The sequence below is a fragment of the Pseudooceanicola sp. genome, from assembly GCF_029213205.1.
In the GTDB taxonomy this organism is placed as follows: Bacteria; Pseudomonadota; Alphaproteobacteria; order Rhodobacterales; family Rhodobacteraceae; genus Pseudooceanicola.
On sequence record NZ_JARGNH010000032.1, the window covers coordinates 1 to 21,382 of the forward strand.

The following is a 21,382-nucleotide window of genomic DNA, read 5'->3' on the forward strand; positions in this document are numbered from 1 at the left end:
GGCGGCTCATTCAGGCGGCAGGCGGGGTGTTCGTTCCGGACGCGCAGATGGCAGCTGAGATGGCGCGCTACCGCGCCTCGCTGCACGAGGTCGGCAATGGGGTCGCGCAGATTGCCAAGCAGATGACGCAGGCCAATCGGCAAGGGCAGGGGGCCGGCTCGGAGTTCACCGAATTGCGCCTCGCACAGATGCGCGGGCTGGCGCGGTTCATCCTGGATTCCGCTGACGAGATCGACCTGCTCCTGCGCCGCCGTCGGGACGCGATGCAGCTGCAGGCCACGGCCGCGCTGAGGGAGTTTGCCCATGCGGCTGAATGATGCCGTCCATGCCGTCACGGGCGAGGTCTTTCGGGATGGCTGGAGCCGCGTCCGGGGCTCAATGCAGGGGCTGCACGTGGCCAAGCAGACCCAGCTTGTGCGCGCGGCAGCAGGGCATCGGCCAGCAGTCTTCAAGGCGATCCGGGGCGGGGGAACGCATACCAAATCGCAGCTCGCAAACCAGCTCGATTACCTCACCACCAAGTCCACCCATATCGTGGACAGTAGCGGGTTCTTGGATGGCAAGACGAAGCTCGAGGCGGGTGACATCAAGGATCTGACCGAGCGCTTTGCCAAGCGGTGGGATGCGGGCTTCAAGCCCAAGCTGGGCCAGACCACCCACATGCTCATGTCCTTCCCCATCGGCACGCGCGGGGAGGATGTGCGCGACATCGCGACGGATGTGGCCGAGCGGTTCTTCCAGACCGATAAGGGGCATTTCGACTACATCATCGCGGTGCATGAGGACCGCGATCACCCGCATGCGCATCTGGTGCTGAACCGCCGCTCGCAGGAAGGCGAGTTCTTCTTTCTGGGGCGCAACCACCGCTTCAACTATGACGACTTCCGCCTCGCCATGGTCGAGGAGGCGGAAAAGTATGGTGTGCGCCTGGAAGCCACGCGGCGGGTGGATCGCGGGGCTGTACATTACCCAGCCCCTACCCGCGAGGTCTACGCCGCGAAAGACGAGGGCCGCGCGCCCCGCGAGCGGGAACGCGTTGGGACCGACCTAGCCCGGACGCTGGCGGAGATCGCCAACACCAGAACCGTCTACCATTCGCTTGCCGCAGAGGCCTCCCGGGAGGCCCGGGAAGACATCGCCGCGGCACTCTTCCGCGCGGGCGAGGTGCTGGCGCATGGCGGGCAGGTGGACCGAACAGGAGATGTGTATATGGCCGAGGATCAAAGTTTCGAGGATCTGAGAAGCCTCTATGCGGAGAAGCTCGCGCGGGTGCAGGGCATGATCGCCGAGAAGTCTGACGCGGAACGTCCCGTGCTGGAAAAACGCCTCATCGAGATCCAGACGCAGGTCCAGCACATGCAGCCTCTCGGTTTGCGATCATCCACGCTGTCAGAGACCCCCTCGGAGGGCGGGATCTATTCCGAGGCCAATATCGACACCAGCCAGCGCGAGCGACTGGCCGAGCCCGACCTGAGATCGCGCATTGACGTAGCACTACGGGGCACGGGGATCAGCACATCGGAAGTGGTGGCCCGGATCGAGACGGGCGCCTCAAATGCAGCGCTCGAGCATCAATGGATCGCCAATGATCTCTCCAAGGTGGCGGAGGCGCGGGATCTGAACCTCGAACGCCGCGCCGATCTGGAACAGGCCCGCGACATTCTCAACGATGTGCACGTCGAACTTGGCACGCTGTTGGAGCGCGAGAACGTGCTGCGCCGGGATGGCGTCATGGAAGCGGAACCGGTCAGCGAGCGGTTCCATTATCACCGGGACGCGGTCCGGGAGATGGAAGGGACAATCCGTCAGGAGATGCGCGCAGACGGCCTGACCACACAGCAGATCGAGGACCGGGACTGGGAGGTTGTCTCAAGGGCGGAGCGCCGAATCGAGACCGAGCAGCGCGCATATCTCGCGGCACACCCGGACTTGCTCGCACGTCCTGGCGATGTGATCGACCGGTCTGAGCCCTACAGGGAGACCATCACCGATGCGGCCCGCGCCAGCGAGATCACCCGCGAGGTCGACCGGATCATGGAGGCACGCGACCTCCGCACGCCTGTTGCAGATGCGGTCGCGGATGACGTCTCGGCGCGCTATCCGGACATGCCGTCCCACCTCGCCCGCGGGCTCGGCGCGACCTATGCGGCCGTCGTCGAGATACGCGACACGGAGGCCATCAATCAGGTCCGCCGCGAAACCGAGATGCGCGACGGGCTCGGGTCTGGCACGCGCGACGCACTCCTCGCAGCCCGCGGTGAAACTGCGCCGCAGTCTGCCCGTACCGACCGCCTCGCAGACGAGATTGCGCGTGTTCTGGACCATGAGCGGGCGGGGGAGTTGTCCGCGCCCTTCGAGACCGAGGCGGAGCGGGACGCCTTCCGTGGCGAGATCGCGCGGGTGCTGGACGTTCGCCAACTCGACCGGCTCACATCCGGCGATGCCGATGCGCTGGACAAGGTTCTCGAGGACCGCCTCGACCGGCTCTATGTCGCCAAGGTCTACCTGCAATCGGATGCAGCGACGGCCAACACGGAGGCCTTGCGCCAGGTGGTCGATGATCTTGCCGACACCGAATATGAAAAACACCGCACCACAGACGTGGATGGCGAGACCGAGCGGGGACAGGTCCATTGAGCGCCTCCATGGGAAAAGCGCGGATCGCCACGGGCGTCCTGCTGGTGACGCTTGTGACCGGGGCCATGGGCTATACCATCGCCTCGGCGGTGCTGACCTACCAGGATCTCGGGTTCGGGGCCGAGATCGACTTTGCCTATATCGCGCAGAACTATCTGGCGATCCTCGATCGCCGCCCGGAGGACGCCCAACTCATCCACCTGATCATCGGCAGCTTCGCCGCCGCCGGCATGATGCTGAGCCTTGCCCTCTCAGGGTCAGCTCTCACACGCTTTGGCCAGACCCATTGGCAGAGTGCGCGCGAGATGAAGGCCAATGGGTTCTTCGGGGCGCCCGGGACTGGGTTCATCCTCGGCAAGCTGGGACGGCCGGGCTCCCGCGCCAACTACATCTGCTCCAAGGTTTTCCCGCATGCGTTGATCGTGGCCCCCACCGGGCGCGGCAAGACCACGGGTTTCGTCATTCCGAACCTGCTGACCTGGCAAGGCTCCGCCGTGACGCTCGATGTGAAGGGCGAGTGTTTCGAGGCAACGGCCCGGCACCGCGCGGCCCAAGGCGACAAGGTCTATCGCTTTGCCCCCACCGATTGGGAGGGCAAGCGCACGCATCGCTACAACCCGCTCCTGCGCATCTTTGAGCTGAAAGATCCCGCGCGCCAGCAGATGGAACTGCAGCTCCTGGCGACGCTCTTCCTGCAGAGCGACAATGACCGGGTGCAGGGGCTGCTCAAGGGCGGGATCGATCTCTTTGTGGCAGCAGGCCTGTTGGCGTTCCAGCGCAAGCGTCCGACCTTGGGCGAAATCTACCGCATCGCGGCCTCGGGCGGGAACAAGCAGAAGGAGTATTTTGCGCGGGGCCATGAGGTCGACAACCGGGCCGCCAAGCTGATCTTCACCCGACTCGCTTCCACCAACAACGATACTCTGACCTCCTATGTCTCGCTCCTGATGACCTCGGGGCTCGACCAATGGCAGAACCCGGCCATTGATGAAGCGACGGCGGTCTCGGACTTTGATTTCCGCACGATCCGCAAGAAGCCCTTTTCGGTCTATCTCGTGGTCCAACCGCTGATGGTGAAGCCGCTCGCGCCACTGATCCGGCTGTTCTTCTCCGATCTCCTCTCCGCCATGCAGGAAAAGGACCCCGGGCCCGACGAGCCTTGGCCAGTGATGATCATGCTCGACGAGTTCAACCGTCTCGGCAAGATGCCCATCGTGGTCGAGAGCATCGAGACCCTGCGCACCTATCGCGGTCACCTGGCCGTGGTCACGCAAACCATTCCCGCCCTCGATGAAATCTACGGCGAGAACACCCGCCGTGCGCTGCAGGGCAACGCGGGCGTGAAGCTCTACCTCACGCCCTCGGATGAAAAAACCGTCGAGGAGCTGAGCAAGGCGGTCGGCAAAACCACGAAGACCGTCATCACGCGGTCTCAGTCCATCGGCAAGAACCCCTTCGAGGGCCGCAGCCAATCCACACGGACTGAAGAAAGCTCGTTGTTGCCTGAAGACGAGGCGCGCCGCCTGCCGCTCGATGAGATCGTCATGGTGATCGATGCGCAGATGCCAGTCCGTGCAAAGCGGATTCAGTATTTTGACGACCGGCTGTTCAAGGCGATCCACGCGGCACAAACGGGCGAGTTGCCGTTTCCGAAGCCGGGGGGAGGGGGATCGCAAGGCGCGCTGCCGCTGAGTGTGCGCGCCATGCCGATGACGCCGCCGTCGGATGGGCCAGGGGGAACAGAAGCCGATGTGGAGAGGGCGAGCCAGGCTGGCGATGGTCAACCGTCAGGCCAAGTCGACGGCGTTCCAAAGAAGACCGCGCCTGTCGTTCAAGCCGTTATCGCCGAAGAACAACGACAGATGGAGATGGATTTTGGGAGTCAGGTCGCCGATGCAGAGGCAGCGAGCGTAGCTGATGAGGCGCAGATGCGCACTGCAGTCGATGGCTTGGAGGACATGGAAGCGATGCTGCGAGAGGAGGATGGTGAAAGGCTGGTTGCGCGATAGGGTGGCGGGCATGGCGACCTGCGCGTAGCTTCCGTAACGCTGAATGTCACAAACGATGCTTTTTGACGCCGAAAAAAGGGGCTGGTTTGCATGACCGTTCGATCTTTCGCTCGGAACGTCGTGGGCAGGGTCCAGCCATCTCCACCTTGTTCAGATTATGCCCCGAGACGGCGCAGCCGCTTGTCGATCTCGGCGGGGGGTAGGAAGACCGCCTCATCCGCCCGCCAGATTTGCAGGGCGGAGACAAGAAGCCCGACATCGCAGGCTTCGGCGGCGTGCAGCTCGTCGATGATCCAGAGGACGCCATGAACGCGCACCGCGCGAGCGGTGGCGACCTTGCGTAGAAGGTTGTCGCCGGTCAGGAGGATGCCGTTTTCCTGGCAGGTTGTCGTCACGAGGGCGAAGCAATCATTGGCCGACAGGCGGCTATGTTCCCGCTTTAGAGCGAAAACCCGCGCGACTTCTTCCCCCGGCAGATCGTAGGTGGCGAGGCCACCGTCTTCGAGCATCCGCCATTCCTGCGCCGTGAAATCGAGCAGCTCCTCCTCACGGATGGGCAGGGGCACGATGAAGCGATAGGGCAGCCGCAGCAGGACGTGCAGCAACTCTCCCTTCTTCAAGTCGATCAGACAGGACGCATCATTGACGACAACACAGGTCACTGGTCACGAGGCCCCCTGATGTCGCGTTCGACAACGCTCAAGGGGAGCCCGAGCATCTGCGCCGCCCGCACGGGGGAAATCATCTCCTCGCCGAGCGCGCGCCAGACGAGGCGCTCGAAGCGCTGCGGCTTCTCGAAAGCCGCGAAGCCCTCGCCTGGACCGATAGGCTCCGGCTCCTCGCGCCGCCAGCTTCGCGCATAGGTCTTGAACGCATATTCCACAGCACTCTTCGACAGGATGTCCACCTGGCCGAGCCGCACGAGCATCGCGGCGGCGGAGACGCCATAGGTGCGCTTGAGCCGCATGATCTCTATCCAGGTCATGCCGTGACGGTTTCGGCCAGCTTCCTCTTCCAGATGCTCACGCGGAATGAGGAACGCCCCCGCGAAGCGGTGCATCGAGGGTTCCTTTTTCAGTGCGGCATTGCCGGTTTCGGTGATGATCCGGTGCGCGAGTTCGTGGGCGAGGTTAAAGCGCTTGCGTTCGACATTGGTGTGCCGCGAGACGACGATCACCTCAGTCGGTGCGCCCTCCGCCCGTTCGACATGACAGGCCAGCCCGTTGATGCGTTCCGGGAGATCGGCCTCGATGACCTTGAGTCCCTTGTCTTCGAGCAGGGCGGTCATACTCGGGATCGGGTCGATCCCAAGCTGCCACTCGCGCCGCACGTCCCGCGCCTTGGCGTCGATGGCCTCTTCATCGGCCACCATGTCCACGCGCAGCGCGGCGAAGGGGTCTTCAGCGGGGTGCATGTCGAGGATGTCCTCGATGGCAAGATAGTCTTCGAGCTTCTCGATCACAATGGATTCCGCCATCGCGCGATCCTGCGCCGAGGCGGTCGAGTTCTTTCGCCACTCGACGCTTTCCAGAGCTTCGACCTGACCGCCGAGCAGGAAGTCCAGTGACACGCCGAGCGCCTTGCCGAGGCCGACCAGCACCGACGAAGACGGCATCATCTTGTCCGCCTCGTATTTGCTGATGGCCTGTGCCGACACGTTTGGGGTTACGCGCTCCGCGAGCGCTTGCATGGATAGACCCGCCCGCTTGCGGGCAAGTCGCAGTCTTTGTCCGAACATGATCCTCTCCCGGCGGTTATTGTTGTGGTTGATAAACGCCATTTCCTACTGTATATTTAAATACAAGGTTGTCGTATCGTCAACCGAAATCGACACGTGAGGCTTGAAATGTCTAAGAAAAATCAGCATGTTGTGCCGCATGAAAGCGGTTGGGCAGTGAAGGGGGCGGGTAACTCCCGCACGTCTTCCGTCCACGGCACGCAGCGCGAGGCCATCACGGCGGCGCGGGAATCCGCCATTCGTCAGGGCAGCGAGATGCTGATCCACGGCGAGAACGGTCGCATCCGCGAGCGCAACACCTATGGCAAGGACCCGTATCCGCCGAAAGGCTGAAGGGCATAAGCGGATTGGATGTCAGGATGAGCAACGGTGGGAACAACAGGCAGATACGTCGAATCCTCTCCATCGACGGGGGCGGGATTAAGGGCACGATGCCCGCTGCATTCCTCGCGGGGCTCGAGGAAGATCTGGGCCAGCCCATTGGGCGCTATTTCGATCTCATCGCGGGCACATCGACGGGTGGCATCATCGCACTCAGCCTTGGCCTCGGCCGCACGGCAAAGGAGCTGCTCGAGCTTTACGAGCGTCGCGGGCCTGTCATCTTCGGTCAGGACAATGCGGATGATGAACCGCTGGGGAGGATACGGCAGGCATGGCGCACCCTCACCGCCACAGGTCGGCACGTAGTCGGTCCAAAGCACGATGCAGCAGTTCTTGCCCGCGAGCTCAAGGCCGTTCTGAACGACGATCTGATCGGGCACTCACAGACCCGGTTGGTGATCCCGGCGTGGGATGCCGATCTCCGCAGCCCCTATATCTACAAGACCGCGCATCACACGCGCCTGCAAACCGATTATCGCAAGACTGCGCTGGATGCTGCTCTGGCAACGGCAGCGGCACCGACGTATTTCAAGCGACATCGCACTGCTGATGATATCGGCCTGACCGATGGCGGGACATGGGCCAACAACCCCACGGCCATTGCCGTCGTCGAAGCCATCACCCTTCTGGGGTGGCACCCGTCAGACCTGCGCATTCTGAGTCTGGGGTGTCTGGACGAGGTCTACATGCTGCCCGAAAGTCCCGGGTTTGCCGGTCTCGGACTCAAAGTCCTCAACCTTTACGCGGATGGGCAATCACATGGCGCCCTCGGCATGGCAAAACTTCTGACGGGACACCCTTACGATGGGGATCGCATCTACCGCATTTCGCCGTCTGTCCCGAGCGGGTTTTTTACCTTGGATGACACCACGAAGATCGGCCGCCTCAAGGGCCTCGGTATGTCAGAAGCCCGAAAAGCAAAGCCCCACCTGACCCCGATCTTTTTCACCCAGCCTGCCGATACCTTCGTGCCGGTCTATCAACTCAAGGAGAAAGCGGCATGAATCAGATGTTGCGACAGCCGCTGACCGACAGTGATATTCGGCGGCGCACGCAGATATTCACCATCCTGGACGAGATAGGCGAGGATCTGGACCTCACCGAAACCCAGTTTGATCGTGCGCGCCAGAGCTATGGTGCCGTCGGAGACTGGCTGTCCGGTTCAACTGATCCCCTACTCGTCAGTGTTCTGGTCTATCTCCAAGGGTCCAGTGCGCTTGGAACGGCCGTGAAGCCAATCGGGCGGCGGGAATTCGATGTCGATCTGATCTGCTTTTGTGCAGGTATCGCGTCCGGCATCTCACCAGCGACCCTGAAGGCGGCGGTTGGAAACCGGCTCAAGGAACACGCCACCTATGTGCGCCTTCTCGAAGAAAAAAAGCGTTGTTGGCGTCTCAACTATGCGGGGGACTTCCACCTCGACCTATCCCCGACGATAGCAAACCCGGTCTGCGGCAACCGGGGCGAATTGGTGCCCGACCGGGCTCTGAAGGAATGGCATCTGACAAACCCGCGGGCCTACAAGACCCTGTTCGATGAGCGCGCCGCACTCCGGCCTACCTTTGTGGGCAAGTTTATCGCCATGCAGCGGGACGAGGCGACGGTGGAGCCGTTCCCCGTCCGAGAAGCAGTGAAAGGCATCCTGCGCCGCATCGTGCAATTGCTCAAACGGCACCGCGACGTTTTTTATCAGAACAACACGCAAGACGTGGCCCCGATTTCCGTTATCATTACCACCCTTGCGATGCAGTCCTATGCCTATTGCGTGCGCAACCACGTCTTCCATGACGAAATGGATCTGTTGGTCGAAACGATCCGGATGATGCCGCACTTCATCGACCGCCCCATTCTGGACGGACGGCGGGGCTATGCCATCCTGAACGAGACAACCAACGGGGAAAACTTCGCCGACAATTGGAACAAGGATGAACGCCGGGCACCGGCGTTCTATGCGTGGCACGCACAAGCTCTGTCCGACTTTGAAGTCCTTCGCGATGCTGTTGGTCAGGACCGTGTGTCATTGAACATGGAGCGTTCGTTCGGTTCCGGTGTCACCGGACGGGTTCTCGGCAACCGCGTCAATGCGGTGTCGGATGGTCGCAAATCGGGTCTGCTTTCTGTCGCACCTGTGGTCGGGCTGACGACATCGAAGGTCGCAGCATCAACGACCGTGCCCACAAATACGTTCTTCGGTGATTGATGATAGGACGAGGCGGGCAATACGACCTGACCCTGTCGCAGCAGCTGCTGTTCCTGAAGGCAAGCCCGGCTATCAGTGGTGTGGGGCAGGTCCGCGCAAACAAATTGACATGGCAAGAGCCTATACAACCGACCGCCTTGGCGCGCTCCTACCTTGCCACTATCACGTTTCAGCCGGGTCAAACGCCCGGTGTTCAGATAGACGACCCGGATCTGGAGTTGCTGGCGGCAGGGCGTCCTTTGCCTCACGTCTACAGAGATCCGCTGCGCCTTTGTCTTTATCTTCCAGGTGCCAGGGAATGGGACGCGCGGAAGCGGATCGACCAAACCATCATTCCGTGGACTTACCTTTGGCTCTATTATTTCGAAGATTGGCTTTGGTCAGACGACTGGAAAGGTGAAGGGCAACACCCCGGCGAAGAGCCTGAGCCAGTTGGCAATCGGGCGATGCGCAGGGCCGTGGCACGGTGCTAAAATTGTCGATTCCGCCTGTGCCACAAACGGTCGATGCTGGTGAAAAACTCTGGCCTTGATCGAGGCGTAATCGCCTGATTCACTTGCTTTATCGGCAGGGAGGATCGGGCGATGATGGGACGGCTGGAGACGCAGGAGAACCTGTTTTATCGGTTTCGGGTCGACGATCATGTCCCGCGGGACCACCTGCTACGCCGGATCGACTGGCTTCTGGACTTCGACACGATCCGACACGAGCTGGCAGCGCTTTACAGCCATACAGGACGGCCTTCCGTCGACCCTGAGCTGATGCTGCGCATGCTGCTGATCGGCTATCTCTACGGCATCCGCTCCGAGCGGCGGCTAGTTGAGGACGTCCATCTCAACCTAGCATATCGGTGGTTCTGCAAGTTGGGCCTGGAGGGCCGCGTGCCGGACCGCTCGACCTTTTCCAAGAACCGGCACGGCCGCTTCGCCGAGGGCGATGTGCTGCGCCACCTGTTCGAAAGCGTGGTCGAGAAGTGCGTCGGTTTCGGCCTTGTCGGCGGCACCGATGCGGCGGTCGATGGCAGCACCATCGAAGCAGACGCGAACAAGATGCGGAAAGGCACGCCGCAGGAAATCGAGAAGCTCTGGTCACGAAAGGAGCAGGTCCAGCGGCCGGTCGCGGAATATCTGGCGAAGATGGCCGAGGCCGCACCGCCCTCTGAGCCAGGACCGACGCACAAATCGCCGAAGTATCTATCGGAAACCGACCCCGACGCAGCCTGGTCCGTGAAGGACGGCCCTGGCCGGTTCAGTTATGAGACCAACTACCTGGTGGATACCGATAACGGGATCATCGTGGACGTCGAGGCGACACCCGCCCGGCTGAGCCAAGAGATCGTCGCCGCGAAAGCCATGCTGGCCCGCAGCCGCCAGCGGCACGACTTTCAGCCCGACCGTCTGGCCGCAGACGGCTCATACGGCACCGGCCCGTTCCTGGCATGGCTGATGAAGCGCGAAGTGACGCCGCACGTGCCGGTGCTGGATCGCCAGCATCAGTCGAAGGGCAAATACGATCTGAGCCACTTTCGGTATGACGCCGAGCGCGACAGCTACACCTGCCTCGAAGGCCACGAGATGCCGCTGCGCCGGATCAGGCAAGATGTTCGCATGAAGGTTTATCGAACCGACAAGGACACCTGCGGAGCTTGCCCGATCAAGAAGGCCTGCACCGACGCGCCCTATCGCACTGTCACCCGTCACTTGGACGAAAAGGTTCGACAGTCGGTCCGCGATATGCGCCACAGTTGGCAATACGACGAGAGCAGACGAAGGCGGAAGAAAGTCGAGATGCTGTTCGCCCATCTGAAACGGCATCTCGGCATAAGACGCCTCCGGCTCCGCGGACTATCAGGAGCCAACGAAGAATTCCTCCTCGCTGCCACCGCCCAGAACCTAAAACGTCTTGCCAAAATGGTCCCATGTTGAGGCTGAAACGACTCTAGCCAACCATCAGCCAAAAGCCCTGCCTTTTCCCGCGATTGCAGCGGGTTGGGAAAGCTCGACCCGCCCGAACACAAGATATGGTAGGGCGAGTTTTTCACCGATATCGGTCGTGTTTGGCCACGTGCCTTGTGTCGCGAGGGATCAACCGTTTAGCAATGACAAAAACCCGCGGCGAAACCTTTGCAGTTTTGGCAAGTTTTTGGCACCTGGCTGTCACCGCCTGCCCAACCTACCAAGTCTCGAAAGCTGTGCCAGCATTCGGGCGCCTGTTCCGGTTGCGTCACCCGGACGAGCCGCAGTTGGCCCTCCAGCAGTATTTGGCCGGCTCGGCAAGGCTTGCACGCCGAAGAATTGTCGCGCTCGAAGGGCTGCGTATTCAGCCCCAGTTGCGCCACCGATGGCATAGCGATTGTAAACTTGTTGGCTACCTGCAAGCCCTCTGGCGAAGGCATAGCTTCCCCCGAACCCGGCTGAGAGTGCTGGCATCATGATGTTTCCGGAAATCGCCCGAACCAAGAAAGGCGTTGCTATGATGAAACCCTTTGCCATCAGCACCATCATGAAAAATGGGATAAGGGCCCCTATGTTCGAGGCTCCCTCCGGGTCGCCAAGCTCGGCAAGAAGCGCCCGAGAGACCCCCGTGATCGTCGCGAACACTCCGGCGACGACGATCGGATACATCGCGAATGAAATGAGCGCGGATAACCAGCGCGCGAAATAATCCTTGGTCACCTCGAACAGGGTCAAGAAGATCATCACTGGCGCAATGCCAATTAGCAGAGCGATCATGAGCCGGGACGCCACAACAATGAACGCCGCCAACCCGCCAAGAATCGAGAGCAGCAGAACCCCAAGTGTGTCAAGCAAGGCACCCGCCATCCAGTTCAGCTCAGATCCCGCAGCATTCAGATAGTCCCCGAGCGCTGCAATCAGTTCGTCAAATTCCTCTGCAAAGGTACCGGACGGACCAGGTGATCCGCCGCCGACAGAAGCCACAAGTGCCCCGGCAATGCTGTCAATTCCGTTCAGTATTGCTGAGGCAAGCGCATTGAACTGGACCCAGTTGGCCGCGAAGACCCCTATAAGTCCGACCTTCACGGCCAGCCAAAAGGCAGTTCGGCCGTCCATGGCGCGATACTGGTAGATCATGTTGATGAAGACCAGAATGACAACCAGTGTTGTGCCCAGAACCAGCAACGTGCCGACCGTTGCTGCGACCGCACCAAACTGAGTTTCGGCAGCGGTATCTAGATACCCTTCGGACGTTTCCACGAAGTAGGTGACGACACTCATGGATTGCTACCAGTTGCCAGCTGCTACGCAGATTGGCATGGCGGCGCGGCGCAGTTCATTTGCCTGTCGTCGGTATTCGGACGTCGCTTCGACAACGTCCCAGTATTTAGATGAAGCATAGCGCTCTGTGTAGAAGCGTACGGCGTCCTCCCAAGTTGGATACCGTGTGGGACAGTCGCAGTTTTGCGAGTCTACGACGCGCTCCATGCTTTGAGCCCGATATATCTGTTGGATCAAAAGGCGCTTATAGGATTCGCGCACATTGATGTTCTGCATCCACTTCGGCTCAGGTGGCTGGTCTGGGCAAACATTTGGGTGGTTGTCGAGCGTCGGGATCAGGTTCCGCTCGGCTACGCCAGCAGTTGTGCCAAAGATCAAGAGCAGGCCAGCGACTGCAATAGCCCGTGTCATTCCGATGCCGCCTTCATTGTACCAGTCTCACGCTTCAAGAAAGTGGTGTAGCCGTAGTCGCCGGCTTCGGCGGTGATAACCTCCCACCCTTCCGCGCCGCGCTCATTCAAAGCACGTCGCACCTCGTCGTAGTCCTTTTGCTTCTTCACCGGAAAGAACAGGATGTCATATTCAAAGGTTTTCATGGGGAAGTTCCAATCTCAGTTGCGCCGGGGAGGTAGAATTCGGTGATGCCGCGTTTGCCGTCATGGCGACCGGCCTGGATGATCACGTCAATGGAATTTTCGATGTACTGGATCATGTCGGCATAGGTCATCGGGATTTCGGTCTTGAGTGCTGCGATCGCGAGCCGTTGCACGGCGAGTTGCGGGGTTTCGGCATGCAGTGTCGTCATGGACCCGCCATGGCCGGTGTTGATGGCTTCCAGAAAGGTCATGGCCTCTTTGCCGCGCACCTCGCCGAGGATGATCCTGTCGGGGCGCATGCGCAGCGTTGCGGTGAGCAGCACATCGGCGGTCTGGAATTCCGCGTCGCGATTGGCGATGAGGGTCACTGCATTTGGCTGGGTCGGCAGCAGCTCGGCGGCTTCTTCGATGGTCACGATGCGTTCCTCGGATGGCACGTGAGATAGGATCTTGCGCGCGGCCACGGTCTTGCCGGTGGAGGTGCCGCCCGAGACGATCATGTTGAGTTTGTTCTCGACGCAGAAGGCGAGCGCGTCATCGATCAAACCCGCGGCCACCACGGCGCGCAAGGCGCGCTTTTTTTCGACGCGCAGGTCTTCGAGCTTGCGCTCTTTTCCGTAGAGGAAATCGAGTGCGATGCCCTCGAGTGGCAGGCTCGAGAAGAACCGCAGGCTGATCGACATGGCCGAGAGCACGGCGGGCGGGGTGATGACCTGTGCGCGGATCGGGCGCCCCTTATAGGTGATCGAGACCGAGACGATGGGGCGGTCCTTGCTCATCGTGGTATTGGCCGAGGAGGCGATCTGGTTGCCGAGGTCTCTGACCTGAACGCCCGTCAGCCTCTGGTCCAGCGCGCGCATGAAGTGATCGCCCTGGAATTCGCCCCAGCAGGTGCCATCAGGGTTGATGCAGATCTCGATGACATCGTCGCGGGCGGCGGCGTCGATCCGGTCGAGCGAGGTTTCGAGATAGCTCAGCGACATGGGCTCAGAATATCTCCAGATCGCGGTCGACCATGACCGTGACGCGGGCGCCCTGGTCGACATAGATGACGGGGCCGATTGAGAGATAGTCGCCGATGACACTGTCCGTCGCATCTGCCAGATCATCGCCCACGTCTTCGAGAACGTCGGCGGCAGTCTCATCCTGGACCTCGGATGCGGCGGCACTTGGCGCGGTGGAAATCAGAGAAATCAGGGCGGCCGACCCGAAACGCTCGGCAAAGCGCGTGTCCACGAAACCCGTGACGCCAGAACGGCCCAGTTCATCACCCCCGAATGAACTGATCTGGACGGTCTGATTGTCAGGCAGGATGATCCGGTCCCAGGCGATGGTGACGCGGCGCTGCGCGATATCGACGCCGGAGCGATAGCGTCCGATAAGGCGAGAGCCACGGGGGATCAAAAGGCGCGCGCCATCGACGCTGTAGACATCTTCGGAGACAACGGCACGGGTCTGGCCAGGCAGTGAGCTGTCGAGGGCGGTTTCCATGACGGCCTGGATCATCGTGCCCTGGATGATGGTGTTGGACGGATTGGCGATGACTTCCGCCTGCGTCACCGACGTGGGTAGCGCGCCGTTCAGCACAAAATCCGTCACCTCGCCAAAAGTGCGTTCGGTCAGAGCCGTTTCATTCGCTCCGGACGTGCCGCCAAACGCGATGGTGGGCGAGGCGATGCGCCGCTCCTGAAAGGCGCGTTCCTCCGCGGCGCGGCGCTCCAGCTCGGCCATGCGCCGGGCTTCTTCCTCGCGGCGCAGTCGCTCTTGCTCGCGTGCGCGCAGCTCGTCTTCCGAGGGCCCGGCTGGGGCGGGTTGCGGGCGATTGGCTTCGAGTTGGACCAGCTCCAGATCCATGCGCAATTGCTCGAGGCTGCGATCCCGCGCCGTCAGTTCATCTTGGAAGCGCTGCTGTGCGGCTTCCGATGCAGCTTGCAGCGCCGCGATCTGAGCGGTCAGCGCGTCGATCGCCTCTGCGGCGGCCGTGTCTTCCTCGACGACCGGTTCGGGAGCGTTGCGCAATTCTTCGATCTGGGCCTGCAGGGCGGTGATCTGCGCCAGAAGCTCGGCATTGGGCTCGACCGGATCGGGTGCGACGAACACCACCTCGGGCTCGGGCGGGGGCAAGGTCTCGATGGTGCCAAAGCCGTCCCCCTCGTTTTGGAAGACGTCCGGGGTGGCCGTCGGCAAGGCTTCCTCTTCGTCGGGCTGTGAGAGGAGATAAAGCAGGGCACCACCCGCGCCGATGACGAGGACCACGATCAGCGCGAGAAGGGGCGACCGGCGCTGCGCCGCCGTGGGGGCGCGGGCACTGCCTTTCTCAAGGGCGGCGAGGCGTTTTTCCAGCTCGGTGTTCTCGGTATCGCTCATGAGGCGGCCTCCGCGGGTGAGATCGCCTCGATGCAGACCACCTCTTCGCCAAGTCGCAGGACCCATTGGCGGTTCACGCCGCTGACGCGGATCACGCCGTCCTCAGGGGTTTGCGTGTTGACTGTGCGTTCACGGCCGCCCGCGTAGCGGAAGATTGCGGGCACAGGCGCGTTCCGCGGAAACGCGAAATACGTGAACGTCCCGTCATCCCAGATGCGGGTTGGCGTGAACTCGGTCCGCGCGCTGGCACCGTAATTGTAGTTTGGTGCTTGGGCGGCGATGGCCCGGGTCGGGCGCGCAGCGTCGTCTGGATAGCGGAACTGCACGACGTAGAAGGTCGGGCTTCGGACCTCTTCGACGTTGAAATAGTAGCTGCGCCTGTTCGTGTAGACGGTCACATTGGTATGGACGCCGCGCGCGACGGGCTTGATTGCGAAGGCCTGACCACCGGGCACGCCATCGATCTCAAACCCTTCCGTGTCGCCCGCGATAATCGAGCGGATGCTTTCACCGATCCCAAACTCGATGGTGGTGACATGGGTGAGCGAGACGCTGATGCGGTAGACCTGACCTTCTTGATATGTTGCCAGCCGCACGCGGCTGTCATTTGGACCACCGCGCGGGATCGCTTCGGCAAAGGCAAGGGCAGGCAGCAAAACAAATATGGCAGCAACAAAGAACTTATTGATCAAACTAATTCTCCAATCTGTCGGAGCGGATGGAATATTCGAGCACGGTGAACCCAAACGGATTGGTCCAGACCTCGTCGATGGAGCGGCGGGTCTCGGGACGGAACTCGAAGAGAAGGGTCGCGGTGAAGAGCCCGGTTTGGGTGCCGTTGATGGAGGTCAGACGCTTGCGCAGGCGCACCGTGGCGCGGTTGGTACCGATCCGGTTGATGCTGAGGATTTCCACGTCGAGCCGTGCATTGGGGCCATAGACGGTCGGCGGATAGTTCTCATTTGCGCTGTTCCAGATCTGGCGCAGCCCACTCTCGGCGGCCCCGTCCGAGCGGCGCAGAACGCTGCGGATGCGCAGATCGTTATCGAGCTGATTGTAGACCTCGCGATCGGTCACATAGCGGAAGACCTCCGCCTCGATGATCGCTTGGTTGGCGGTGACGGATGTGGCCCCAACGGACGCCTCGGGCAGGGCAAAACCAGTGGCGGGATCATAGGGGACAACGACGGGGGGTGGGTCGACATCGAGGATCGAGACTGCCGCTGCGCTCAGACAGCCGATGATGCCGAAGACAAGACCTGTCAGACCAAGACGCTGCCAAAGCCGTTCGCGGCGCAAGGCACCGTAGACCAGTTCTTCCTCGATGATCTCTTGTTCACTCGCCACCATTCATGCCCCCACGGTCAGTCTGCCCGGAGGTCCGGTAACGTGAAATCCATGAAGCGCTGCTCTTCGGCGATGGTGGCGGCATCGATCACGCCGCCCGTGCCATCGCCCACGGTCTGCACCGCTTCGAGCTGCCACATGGCGACCAGCGCAATGGCGAGCTCCGCGGTCACGCGCGTGTTGAGATCGATGCTTTCCTTGAGTTCGTCCATGTCGTCGATAAGCCCCACAAGGCGGTCGACCCGCTCGAGCGATTGGCCGGCATCTTCATAGCTGTTCTGGGCGGCGGCTGAGACGAGCGCGCCGGTTGTTGCCTGCGTCGCCACGCGGTTGGCTCCGGGATTGCCGCTCGTGGCCATTTCGGAGAGAGTGTCGTCATCGAAGCCGAGATCGGCCAGCACCCGGTCCATCTGGGTTTCGATCTCGCCTGCGCCGGAGCCCGAGAGGCTCGAGAAATCCCCCGTCTTGATCGCCTCAATAGTGGCGAGGATGTCCCCGAACTCTTGGTCGAGCAGACCGTTCAACTCGTCTTCCATTTCCGTCCGGATGATTTCGGGAAGCTCGGCAAGTCGGGTGAGCGCTTCATAGGTTCTTTGCAGCTCCGCGAGTTGATCCGTGAGAAGGCCAAGCTGTTCGCGGAGCTGCGTCAGCTGCTCGTTTTGCAGGATCTCGTCTTCGATCATCTGCCGGAGCTGCTGGATGTTTTGCGCGATGTTCTGGGTGTCGACGACAGGCACGCCTTGCGCGAGGGCAGGGGATAGGGCGCCAAGATGCAGACCGATCCCAAGTGTCGTGGCCAAGGCCGTCCTCACGAGCAAAAGTCTCATCATTCAATCTCCCTGATCGTAAAATCCATGAACGCGCCTTCGGCCATTCGGGCGCTGGCTTGGGCTAGTTCCTCGGCAGAGAGGACGCGGGTGCGTGCTGCCTGAAGCCGGATGCGGGCGGCCACGAGACGCACGAGTTCGGCGCGGGCATAAGTGTTGAGCGCAACGCTCTCCTGCACATCCTCGGTCTCGGAAATCCGTTCGACGATATCCGCAATACGCAAAGCGGCTTGCCTGATCGTGGCTGGTGAGTTGCTGCCATAAAAGGCCGCCCCATGACCCGTGAGCGAGAGGTTGGCATTGGCGAGAAGCGCCGGATCGATCGTGCCAAGCGCATCGATCCCGCCGATACGGCTCAGATAGAGATTGTAGCGCTCCGGGATAACCTGGACGTAGTGCTGGGTCTCGCGGAAGGGTGGGACCCCGCCATACTCGAAGACCCGGCCGGGTCCGGCGTTATAGGCCGCGAGGGCGTTGATGATGTTGCCATCGAATGTGTTGAGCTGGGTCGCGAGATAGCGCGCGCCGCCATGTACCTGCAGGTAGGGGTTGTCATAGTATTCCGGGTTGATGCCGAGATCGCTGGCCGTGCCCGGCATGATCTGGGTGAGACCATAGGCGCCGACGGGAGAGCGTGCACCGATGGTGAAACGGCTTTCCTGCCAGATCAGCGCTTGCAGCAGCGCGCGCCATTGGACGGGGGAGAGCCCTGCGCGTCCAACACCCGCAAAGCCGCTGGTCTCCTGGGCAACGCGGATGATGAGCTGCTCGATGTTTTCCGCAGCATCCCCGAACATCTGTGCACCGCCGGGATTGGGGTCGATCTCGCCCGTGCCATAGACGGCTTCCACGGCGCGGTCGGGATCGCCGCTGCCGCTTTCCAGCCCCGAGACCATAGCCGGCAAGCCCTGACCGCCGAAGCTGGTCTGGGCATCGAGGATGCGTCGGAGGGTTTCCAGCTGCTCCCGTTCGATCTCGGCGATGAGTTCGCGCACGGCAAGCTTGTCCGCCTGAACGGCCAAGTCAGCCTCGCGATCGCCAGTCTCGACGATGTCACGCGCGGTCAGCCCACTGTCATTGGTCGGCACGCCTTGGGCGAAGCTGAGACCGGGCAGCAGGCAAAACGCCAGGATATGAGGCAGGCTAGACTTCAATGTCGCCCTCCAGGGTGCCAAGGGGCGTGAAGCTGCAATCCGGCGCGACGGGTGCCGTGGACGCAAGGAATGTGAAGCAGTTCGCCTGCGGCTCCCGGTACTGGGTGCAGGAGGCCAGCGCGCCGAGCGCAGCCAAAGCGACAAGAATACGGATCATGAAAGCCTCCAGAAGTCTGGGCGGTCGCGGTAATCGGCGCCGACAAGCGCTTCGCCCTTTTCCATGCCGCCAAGGATCGTGAGATTGGGTCCAAGGGCGCTCAAATCGGCATCGACGACGATTGAGCCCTGATCGTCGCGGATCAGCGCCAAGCGGCTGTTGCTGCCCGTGTTGAGAAGGACGTCGAGCTCCTTCTCCGTGAGATTCAGCATGGCGTAATCCGCAGGCTGCGCGCGGATATTGGGCAGCAGGATCTGCGTCGGAACGGCTTCGACGATGGTCTTGCCGGTCCGGGTGCGCTCTAGCTGGCTTGCGTATTGCGTCATCATCACGGCAACCGTGTTCTGCTTGCGCGCGGTCACCAGCCAGTTCGACAGCCGCTCGGCGAAATATGCGTTGTCGAGCGCCTTCCAGGCCTCGTCGATCACGATGATGGTGGGGCGGCGGTCCTCGATCTCGCGCTCGACCCGGCGGAAGAGATAGGAAAGGACCGCCATCCGTTCCTTGTCGGCCTCGCTGTCGAGAATACCGGTCAAATCGAAGCCCACGACATCGCCCTTGAGCGAGAACGTGTCCTCAAGGCTCTGCCCGAAGATCCAGCCATAGCGGCCGTCTTCGGTCCACTCGAGCAGGCGCTGGTGCAGATCGCCGCCATCATCGGTGGACACAAAAAGCGACGCGAAATCCCGCCAGTTCCGCAGGGCCGGATTGGTGGCCTGGGCATTCTGGCGCACCACTTCCTGGATGCGGTTGGTCTGCGCCGGGGTCAGGGGTTTGTCGGCGCGGTAGAGCAGCGTTGTGAGCCAGTCCGAGAGCCAGGCGGTGCCGCGCGCATCGGTCTCGGTCCAGAGCGGATTGAGACCCGTGGGCTGGCCGGCGTTCAGGGAGGCGTAGCGCCCGCCATTGGCGCGGACGGCCATCTCCATGCCAAGACGGTAATCGAAGACGAAGATCCGCGCCCCTGCGCGACGGACCTGGGTCATCAGGAAGGCCGAAAGCACCGATTTGCCCGACCCGGGCCGTCCCATGATCAGCGTATGACCGCTGGTCGGTTCTTTGTCGGGCGATCCCTGCTCGTGATAAGAAAACCGGTAGGCGCTCTGCTCCGGCGTGGGCAAATAAGTGACGACCCGGCCCCATGGGGTTTTCGCGGCGGGTTTGCCAAGCTGCGTTCGGTGGAAGGCCGCGAAATCCGCGAAGTTGCGGTTGGTCACGGCGCTGGCACGGACGCGCTTGGGCTGGTTACCGGGGTGCTGGCTGAGGTAATGCGCCTTGGCCGCGACCCGCTCGCCGATCATCTTCACGCCTTCGGTCGCGGCGGCGTTCACGATTTCGGCGCTGAGCGTCTGCAGCTCTTCGAGCGTGTCGCAAAAGAGCGTCACGACCATATGATGCTCGCCGAAGCTTTGGCGCTTGGCCTCGAGATCGTCGGCGGCGATGTCGAGGGCTTCCATCAGCGAGAGGGCTGCGTCCTGGCTCGCCTGCATCTGCCGCTTTTGCCGCTTGATGCGGCCCGCCATGAGGTTCGAATTGATCGGCGTGAAGGAATGGGTGACGATCATGTCGACCGGCAGGTTCAGCATGTCGAACATGGTGCAGGAGGTGCCTTCCGAGTATTCCCCGATGGTGAAGCTCTTGCCGTAGCGGTGGCCCACGACGCCCTCGGAAAGCTCGAAATGGTCGCCGTGAAACGTCACGCGGGTATTGGCGACGTTGAAGGACAAAAAGCCGTAGGTGTTTGCCGGGTAGAGCGGCAGCTCTGTGCCCGTGTTGAGCGCGCCCAAAAATCCCACCAACTCTCCCGATCCGGCTGACAGCAGGCGCGGCTTGAGCTCGGTAAGCCCCGAGAGGAAGACGTTCACGGCCTCGCCCAGTCGCTGCAGGCGTTTGCGGGTTTCTTCTCTCAGGCGGTCCGGCGCGCTGCGGCTGAGGAACGGCAGGAGGCTTTTCGGGGGCGGGCGGTGAATGACGGTGAGCGTCAGTGTTTTGTCGCGGAGCCCGCTGGTCTCGAGTTTTGCGCGCCAGCGCCGGTCCACCTCGCCCGCGAAGCTGTCCTCACGGATGGGGTCGAGATCAGGTTTGATGGCCTTGGAGACCTTGTGGACGTAATAGCTGAATTCCGGCCCAAGCTGCGCGATGATGCGGGCAAAAAGCGCTGTCACCTTGTCGAGATAGGCATCGTCCGTCGTGTAGCTGTTGATCCCCTCGAGCCGGATGCAGCGGAAGAGTTCGTTCACCCGGGTCCGCACGGTCTGGTCGTCGACGAGGCTCACATAGGGCAGCATATGCGCGAGGCGGGTCTCGCGCGCATACCAGTCCGGCGTCATTGTGCGGGGGTCGAGCGCAGCATCACGGGTGTCATCACGGGGCATAGCTGTCCCCGCCATGGATGCTGCGGTTTCGCGTGGGTGGCGTCTCCTGCAGCGCGGTCATCATCACGTCGATAAAACGCGGGTCCCAATCGGCGGCCTTCCAGAGCACGGGATAGAGCAGGGCGGCGAAACCCAGCACCGCGATGTGCTGGACCCAGACGAACAAGAGCACCGAACCGAAGAGCCAGACCATCGCGTACATGATGGGCAGGCCCAGAAGCTTCGGCGGGCGCACGAGGCCGAGGAAGAGAGGCGCGCGCTCAGCCACCGGCAAAGACCGCGGCAACGATGGTGGGGGCGGCGGCGACACCGGCGATGCCCACGAGGACCCAAAGCGCTTGGCGCAGGTCGATGATGTTGA

21 protein-coding genes and 2 pseudogenes are annotated in these 21,382 nt (G+C 61.9%); 8 read left to right on the forward strand and 15 right to left on the reverse strand.

Features of this window, described 5'->3' with window-relative positions:
- From P1U48_RS16330 to P1U48_RS16340, 3 genes and pseudogenes are all read left to right on the forward strand, one after another.
- A pseudogene (locus P1U48_RS16330) lies at nt 1-317 on the forward strand (transposase); the annotation flags it as partial.
- Nucleotides 304-2,637 (forward strand): relaxase/mobilization nuclease domain-containing protein, encoded by a 2,334-nt coding sequence (locus tag P1U48_RS16335; protein ID WP_301070239.1) that lies wholly within the window; start codon nt 304-306, stop codon nt 2,635-2,637. The pseudogene P1U48_RS16330 and the gene P1U48_RS16335, both read left to right, overlap by 14 nt.
- An 8-nt stretch (nt 2,638-2,645) precedes the next feature.
- The gene (locus P1U48_RS16340) at nt 2,646-4,646 is read left to right on the forward strand and encodes a type IV secretory system conjugative DNA transfer family protein (RefSeq protein ID WP_301070245.1); all 2,001 of its coding nucleotides are present in this window, start codon (nt 2,646-2,648) and stop codon (nt 4,644-4,646) included.
- Between the two features lie 155 nt (nt 4,647-4,801).
- On the opposite strand, the gene P1U48_RS16345 is transcribed toward P1U48_RS16340, so the two are convergent.
- Nucleotides 4,802-5,251 carry a type II toxin-antitoxin system VapC family toxin gene (locus P1U48_RS16345; protein WP_224769642.1) on the reverse strand — a complete coding sequence of 150 codons (450 nt, stop codon included), beginning with the start codon at nt 5,249-5,251 and terminating at the stop codon, nt 4,802-4,804.
- Between the two features lie 53 nt (nt 5,252-5,304).
- Complete coding sequence (locus P1U48_RS16350) at nt 5,305-6,426, reverse strand: XRE family transcriptional regulator (protein WP_301070240.1); 1,122 nt, start codon at nt 6,424-6,426, stop codon at nt 5,305-5,307.
- A 66-nt stretch (nt 6,427-6,492) separates the two neighbouring features.
- On the opposite strand from P1U48_RS16350, the gene P1U48_RS16355 reads away from it, so the two are divergent.
- From P1U48_RS16355 to P1U48_RS16375, 5 genes are all read left to right on the forward strand, one after another.
- Nucleotides 6,493-6,717, forward strand: a complete 225-nt coding sequence (locus P1U48_RS16355; protein WP_301070241.1) for a DUF2188 domain-containing protein — start codon at nt 6,493-6,495, stop codon at nt 6,715-6,717.
- 26 nt (nt 6,718-6,743) lie between these two features.
- Nucleotides 6,744-7,769, forward strand: coding sequence for a CBASS cGAMP-activated phospholipase (locus P1U48_RS16360; protein ID WP_301070242.1), 1,026 nt, complete (start codon nt 6,744-6,746; stop codon nt 7,767-7,769).
- The gene (locus P1U48_RS16365; RefSeq protein WP_102888813.1) at nt 7,766-8,965 is read left to right on the forward strand and encodes a nucleotidyltransferase; all 1,200 of its coding nucleotides are present in this window, start codon (nt 7,766-7,768) and stop codon (nt 8,963-8,965) included. The genes P1U48_RS16360 and P1U48_RS16365 overlap by 4 nt, the downstream gene beginning before the upstream one ends.
- On the forward strand, nt 8,965-9,438 hold the full coding sequence (locus P1U48_RS16370) for a hypothetical protein (RefSeq protein ID WP_102888814.1): 474 nt from the start codon (nt 8,965-8,967) through the stop codon (nt 9,436-9,438). Before P1U48_RS16365 ends, P1U48_RS16370 begins: the two co-directional genes overlap by 1 nt.
- Nucleotides 9,439-9,549: 111 nt before the next feature.
- Nucleotides 9,550-10,890 carry a transposase gene (locus tag P1U48_RS16375; protein WP_102888815.1) on the forward strand — a complete coding sequence of 447 codons (1,341 nt, stop codon included), beginning with the start codon at nt 9,550-9,552 and terminating at the stop codon, nt 10,888-10,890.
- 231 nt (nt 10,891-11,121) lie between these two features.
- On the opposite strand, the gene P1U48_RS16380 is transcribed toward P1U48_RS16375, so the two are convergent.
- From P1U48_RS16380 to P1U48_RS16440, 13 genes and pseudogenes are all read right to left on the reverse strand, one after another.
- Entirely contained in the window at nt 11,122-12,201 is a 1,080-nt protein-coding gene (locus tag P1U48_RS16380) for a type IV secretion system protein (RefSeq protein ID WP_009815563.1), read from the reverse strand.
- A gap of 6 nt (nt 12,202-12,207) precedes the next feature.
- The gene (locus P1U48_RS16385) at nt 12,208-12,612 is read right to left on the reverse strand and encodes a hypothetical protein (RefSeq protein WP_009820226.1); all 405 of its coding nucleotides are present in this window, start codon (nt 12,610-12,612) and stop codon (nt 12,208-12,210) included.
- Complete coding sequence (locus tag P1U48_RS16390) at nt 12,609-12,797, reverse strand: hypothetical protein (RefSeq protein ID WP_009820227.1); 189 nt, start codon at nt 12,795-12,797, stop codon at nt 12,609-12,611. Before P1U48_RS16390 ends, P1U48_RS16385 begins: the two co-directional genes overlap by 4 nt.
- Complete coding sequence (locus tag P1U48_RS16395) at nt 12,794-13,780, reverse strand: ATPase, T2SS/T4P/T4SS family (protein WP_093968715.1); 987 nt, start codon at nt 13,778-13,780, stop codon at nt 12,794-12,796. The genes P1U48_RS16390 and P1U48_RS16395 overlap by 4 nt, the downstream gene beginning before the upstream one ends.
- Before the next feature lie 4 nt (nt 13,781-13,784).
- Nucleotides 13,785-15,164, reverse strand: coding sequence for a TrbI/VirB10 family protein (locus P1U48_RS16400; protein ID WP_102888816.1), 1,380 nt, complete (start codon nt 15,162-15,164; stop codon nt 13,785-13,787).
- Complete coding sequence (locus P1U48_RS16405; RefSeq protein WP_102888817.1) at nt 15,161-15,856, reverse strand: TrbG/VirB9 family P-type conjugative transfer protein; 696 nt, start codon at nt 15,854-15,856, stop codon at nt 15,161-15,163. Before P1U48_RS16405 ends, P1U48_RS16400 begins: the two co-directional genes overlap by 4 nt.
- A 1-nt stretch (nt 15,857) precedes the next feature.
- Nucleotides 15,858-16,514, reverse strand: a complete 657-nt coding sequence (locus P1U48_RS16410; protein ID WP_102888818.1) for a virB8 family protein — start codon at nt 16,512-16,514, stop codon at nt 15,858-15,860.
- A gap of 14 nt (nt 16,515-16,528) precedes the next feature.
- Nucleotides 16,529-17,338, reverse strand: a complete 810-nt coding sequence (locus P1U48_RS16415) for a type IV secretion system protein (RefSeq protein WP_301070243.1) — start codon at nt 17,336-17,338, stop codon at nt 16,529-16,531.
- The gene (locus tag P1U48_RS16420; RefSeq protein WP_199537886.1) at nt 17,338-18,492 is read right to left on the reverse strand and encodes a lytic transglycosylase domain-containing protein; all 1,155 of its coding nucleotides are present in this window, start codon (nt 18,490-18,492) and stop codon (nt 17,338-17,340) included. The genes P1U48_RS16415 and P1U48_RS16420 overlap by 1 nt, the downstream gene beginning before the upstream one ends.
- Nucleotides 18,482-18,649, reverse strand: coding sequence for a hypothetical protein (locus P1U48_RS16425; RefSeq protein WP_170043974.1), 168 nt, complete (start codon nt 18,647-18,649; stop codon nt 18,482-18,484). Before P1U48_RS16425 ends, P1U48_RS16420 begins: the two co-directional genes overlap by 11 nt.
- Entirely contained in the window at nt 18,646-21,021 is a 2,376-nt protein-coding gene (locus P1U48_RS16430; protein ID WP_301070244.1) for a type IV secretion system DNA-binding domain-containing protein, read from the reverse strand. Before P1U48_RS16430 ends, P1U48_RS16425 begins: the two co-directional genes overlap by 4 nt.
- Complete coding sequence (locus P1U48_RS16435) at nt 21,011-21,289, reverse strand: VirB3 family type IV secretion system protein (RefSeq protein ID WP_040104433.1); 279 nt, start codon at nt 21,287-21,289, stop codon at nt 21,011-21,013. Before P1U48_RS16435 ends, P1U48_RS16430 begins: the two co-directional genes overlap by 11 nt.
- Nucleotides 21,282-21,382 (reverse strand): annotated as a pseudogene (locus tag P1U48_RS16440) (VIRB2 type IV secretion); the annotation flags it as partial. The gene P1U48_RS16435 and the pseudogene P1U48_RS16440, both read right to left, overlap by 8 nt.

Coding starts and splice junctions, on each gene's coding strand:
- P1U48_RS16335 (WP_301070239.1), top strand. CDS start 304: ATGCGGCTGAATGATGCCGTCCATGCCGTCACGGGCGAGGTCTTTCGG.
- P1U48_RS16340 (WP_301070245.1), top strand. CDS start 2,646: ATGGGAAAAGCGCGGATCGCCACGGGCGTCCTGCTGGTGACGCTTGTG.
- P1U48_RS16350 (WP_301070240.1), bottom strand. CDS start 6,426: ATGGCGTTTATCAACCACAACAATAACCGCCGGGAGAGGATCATGTTC.
- P1U48_RS16355 (WP_301070241.1), top strand. CDS start 6,493: ATGTCTAAGAAAAATCAGCATGTTGTGCCGCATGAAAGCGGTTGGGCA.
- P1U48_RS16360 (WP_301070242.1), top strand. CDS start 6,744: ATGAGCAACGGTGGGAACAACAGGCAGATACGTCGAATCCTCTCCATC.
- P1U48_RS16365 (WP_102888813.1), top strand. CDS start 7,766: ATGAATCAGATGTTGCGACAGCCGCTGACCGACAGTGATATTCGGCGG.
- P1U48_RS16370 (WP_102888814.1), top strand. CDS start 8,965: ATGATAGGACGAGGCGGGCAATACGACCTGACCCTGTCGCAGCAGCTG.
- P1U48_RS16375 (WP_102888815.1), top strand. CDS start 9,550: ATGATGGGACGGCTGGAGACGCAGGAGAACCTGTTTTATCGGTTTCGG.
- P1U48_RS16380 (WP_009815563.1), bottom strand. CDS start 12,201: ATGAGTGTCGTCACCTACTTCGTGGAAACGTCCGAAGGGTATCTAGAT.
- P1U48_RS16385 (WP_009820226.1), bottom strand. CDS start 12,612: ATGACACGGGCTATTGCAGTCGCTGGCCTGCTCTTGATCTTTGGCACA.
- P1U48_RS16390 (WP_009820227.1), bottom strand. CDS start 12,797: ATGAAAACCTTTGAATATGACATCCTGTTCTTTCCGGTGAAGAAGCAA.
- P1U48_RS16395 (WP_093968715.1), bottom strand. CDS start 13,780: ATGTCGCTGAGCTATCTCGAAACCTCGCTCGACCGGATCGACGCCGCC.
- P1U48_RS16400 (WP_102888816.1), bottom strand. CDS start 15,164: ATGAGCGATACCGAGAACACCGAGCTGGAAAAACGCCTCGCCGCCCTT.
- P1U48_RS16410 (WP_102888818.1), bottom strand. CDS start 16,514: ATGGTGGCGAGTGAACAAGAGATCATCGAGGAAGAACTGGTCTACGGT.
- P1U48_RS16415 (WP_301070243.1), bottom strand. CDS start 17,338: ATGAGACTTTTGCTCGTGAGGACGGCCTTGGCCACGACACTTGGGATC.
- P1U48_RS16425 (WP_170043974.1), bottom strand. CDS start 18,649: ATGATCCGTATTCTTGTCGCTTTGGCTGCGCTCGGCGCGCTGGCCTCC.
- P1U48_RS16430 (WP_301070244.1), bottom strand. CDS start 21,021: ATGCCCCGTGATGACACCCGTGATGCTGCGCTCGACCCCCGCACAATG.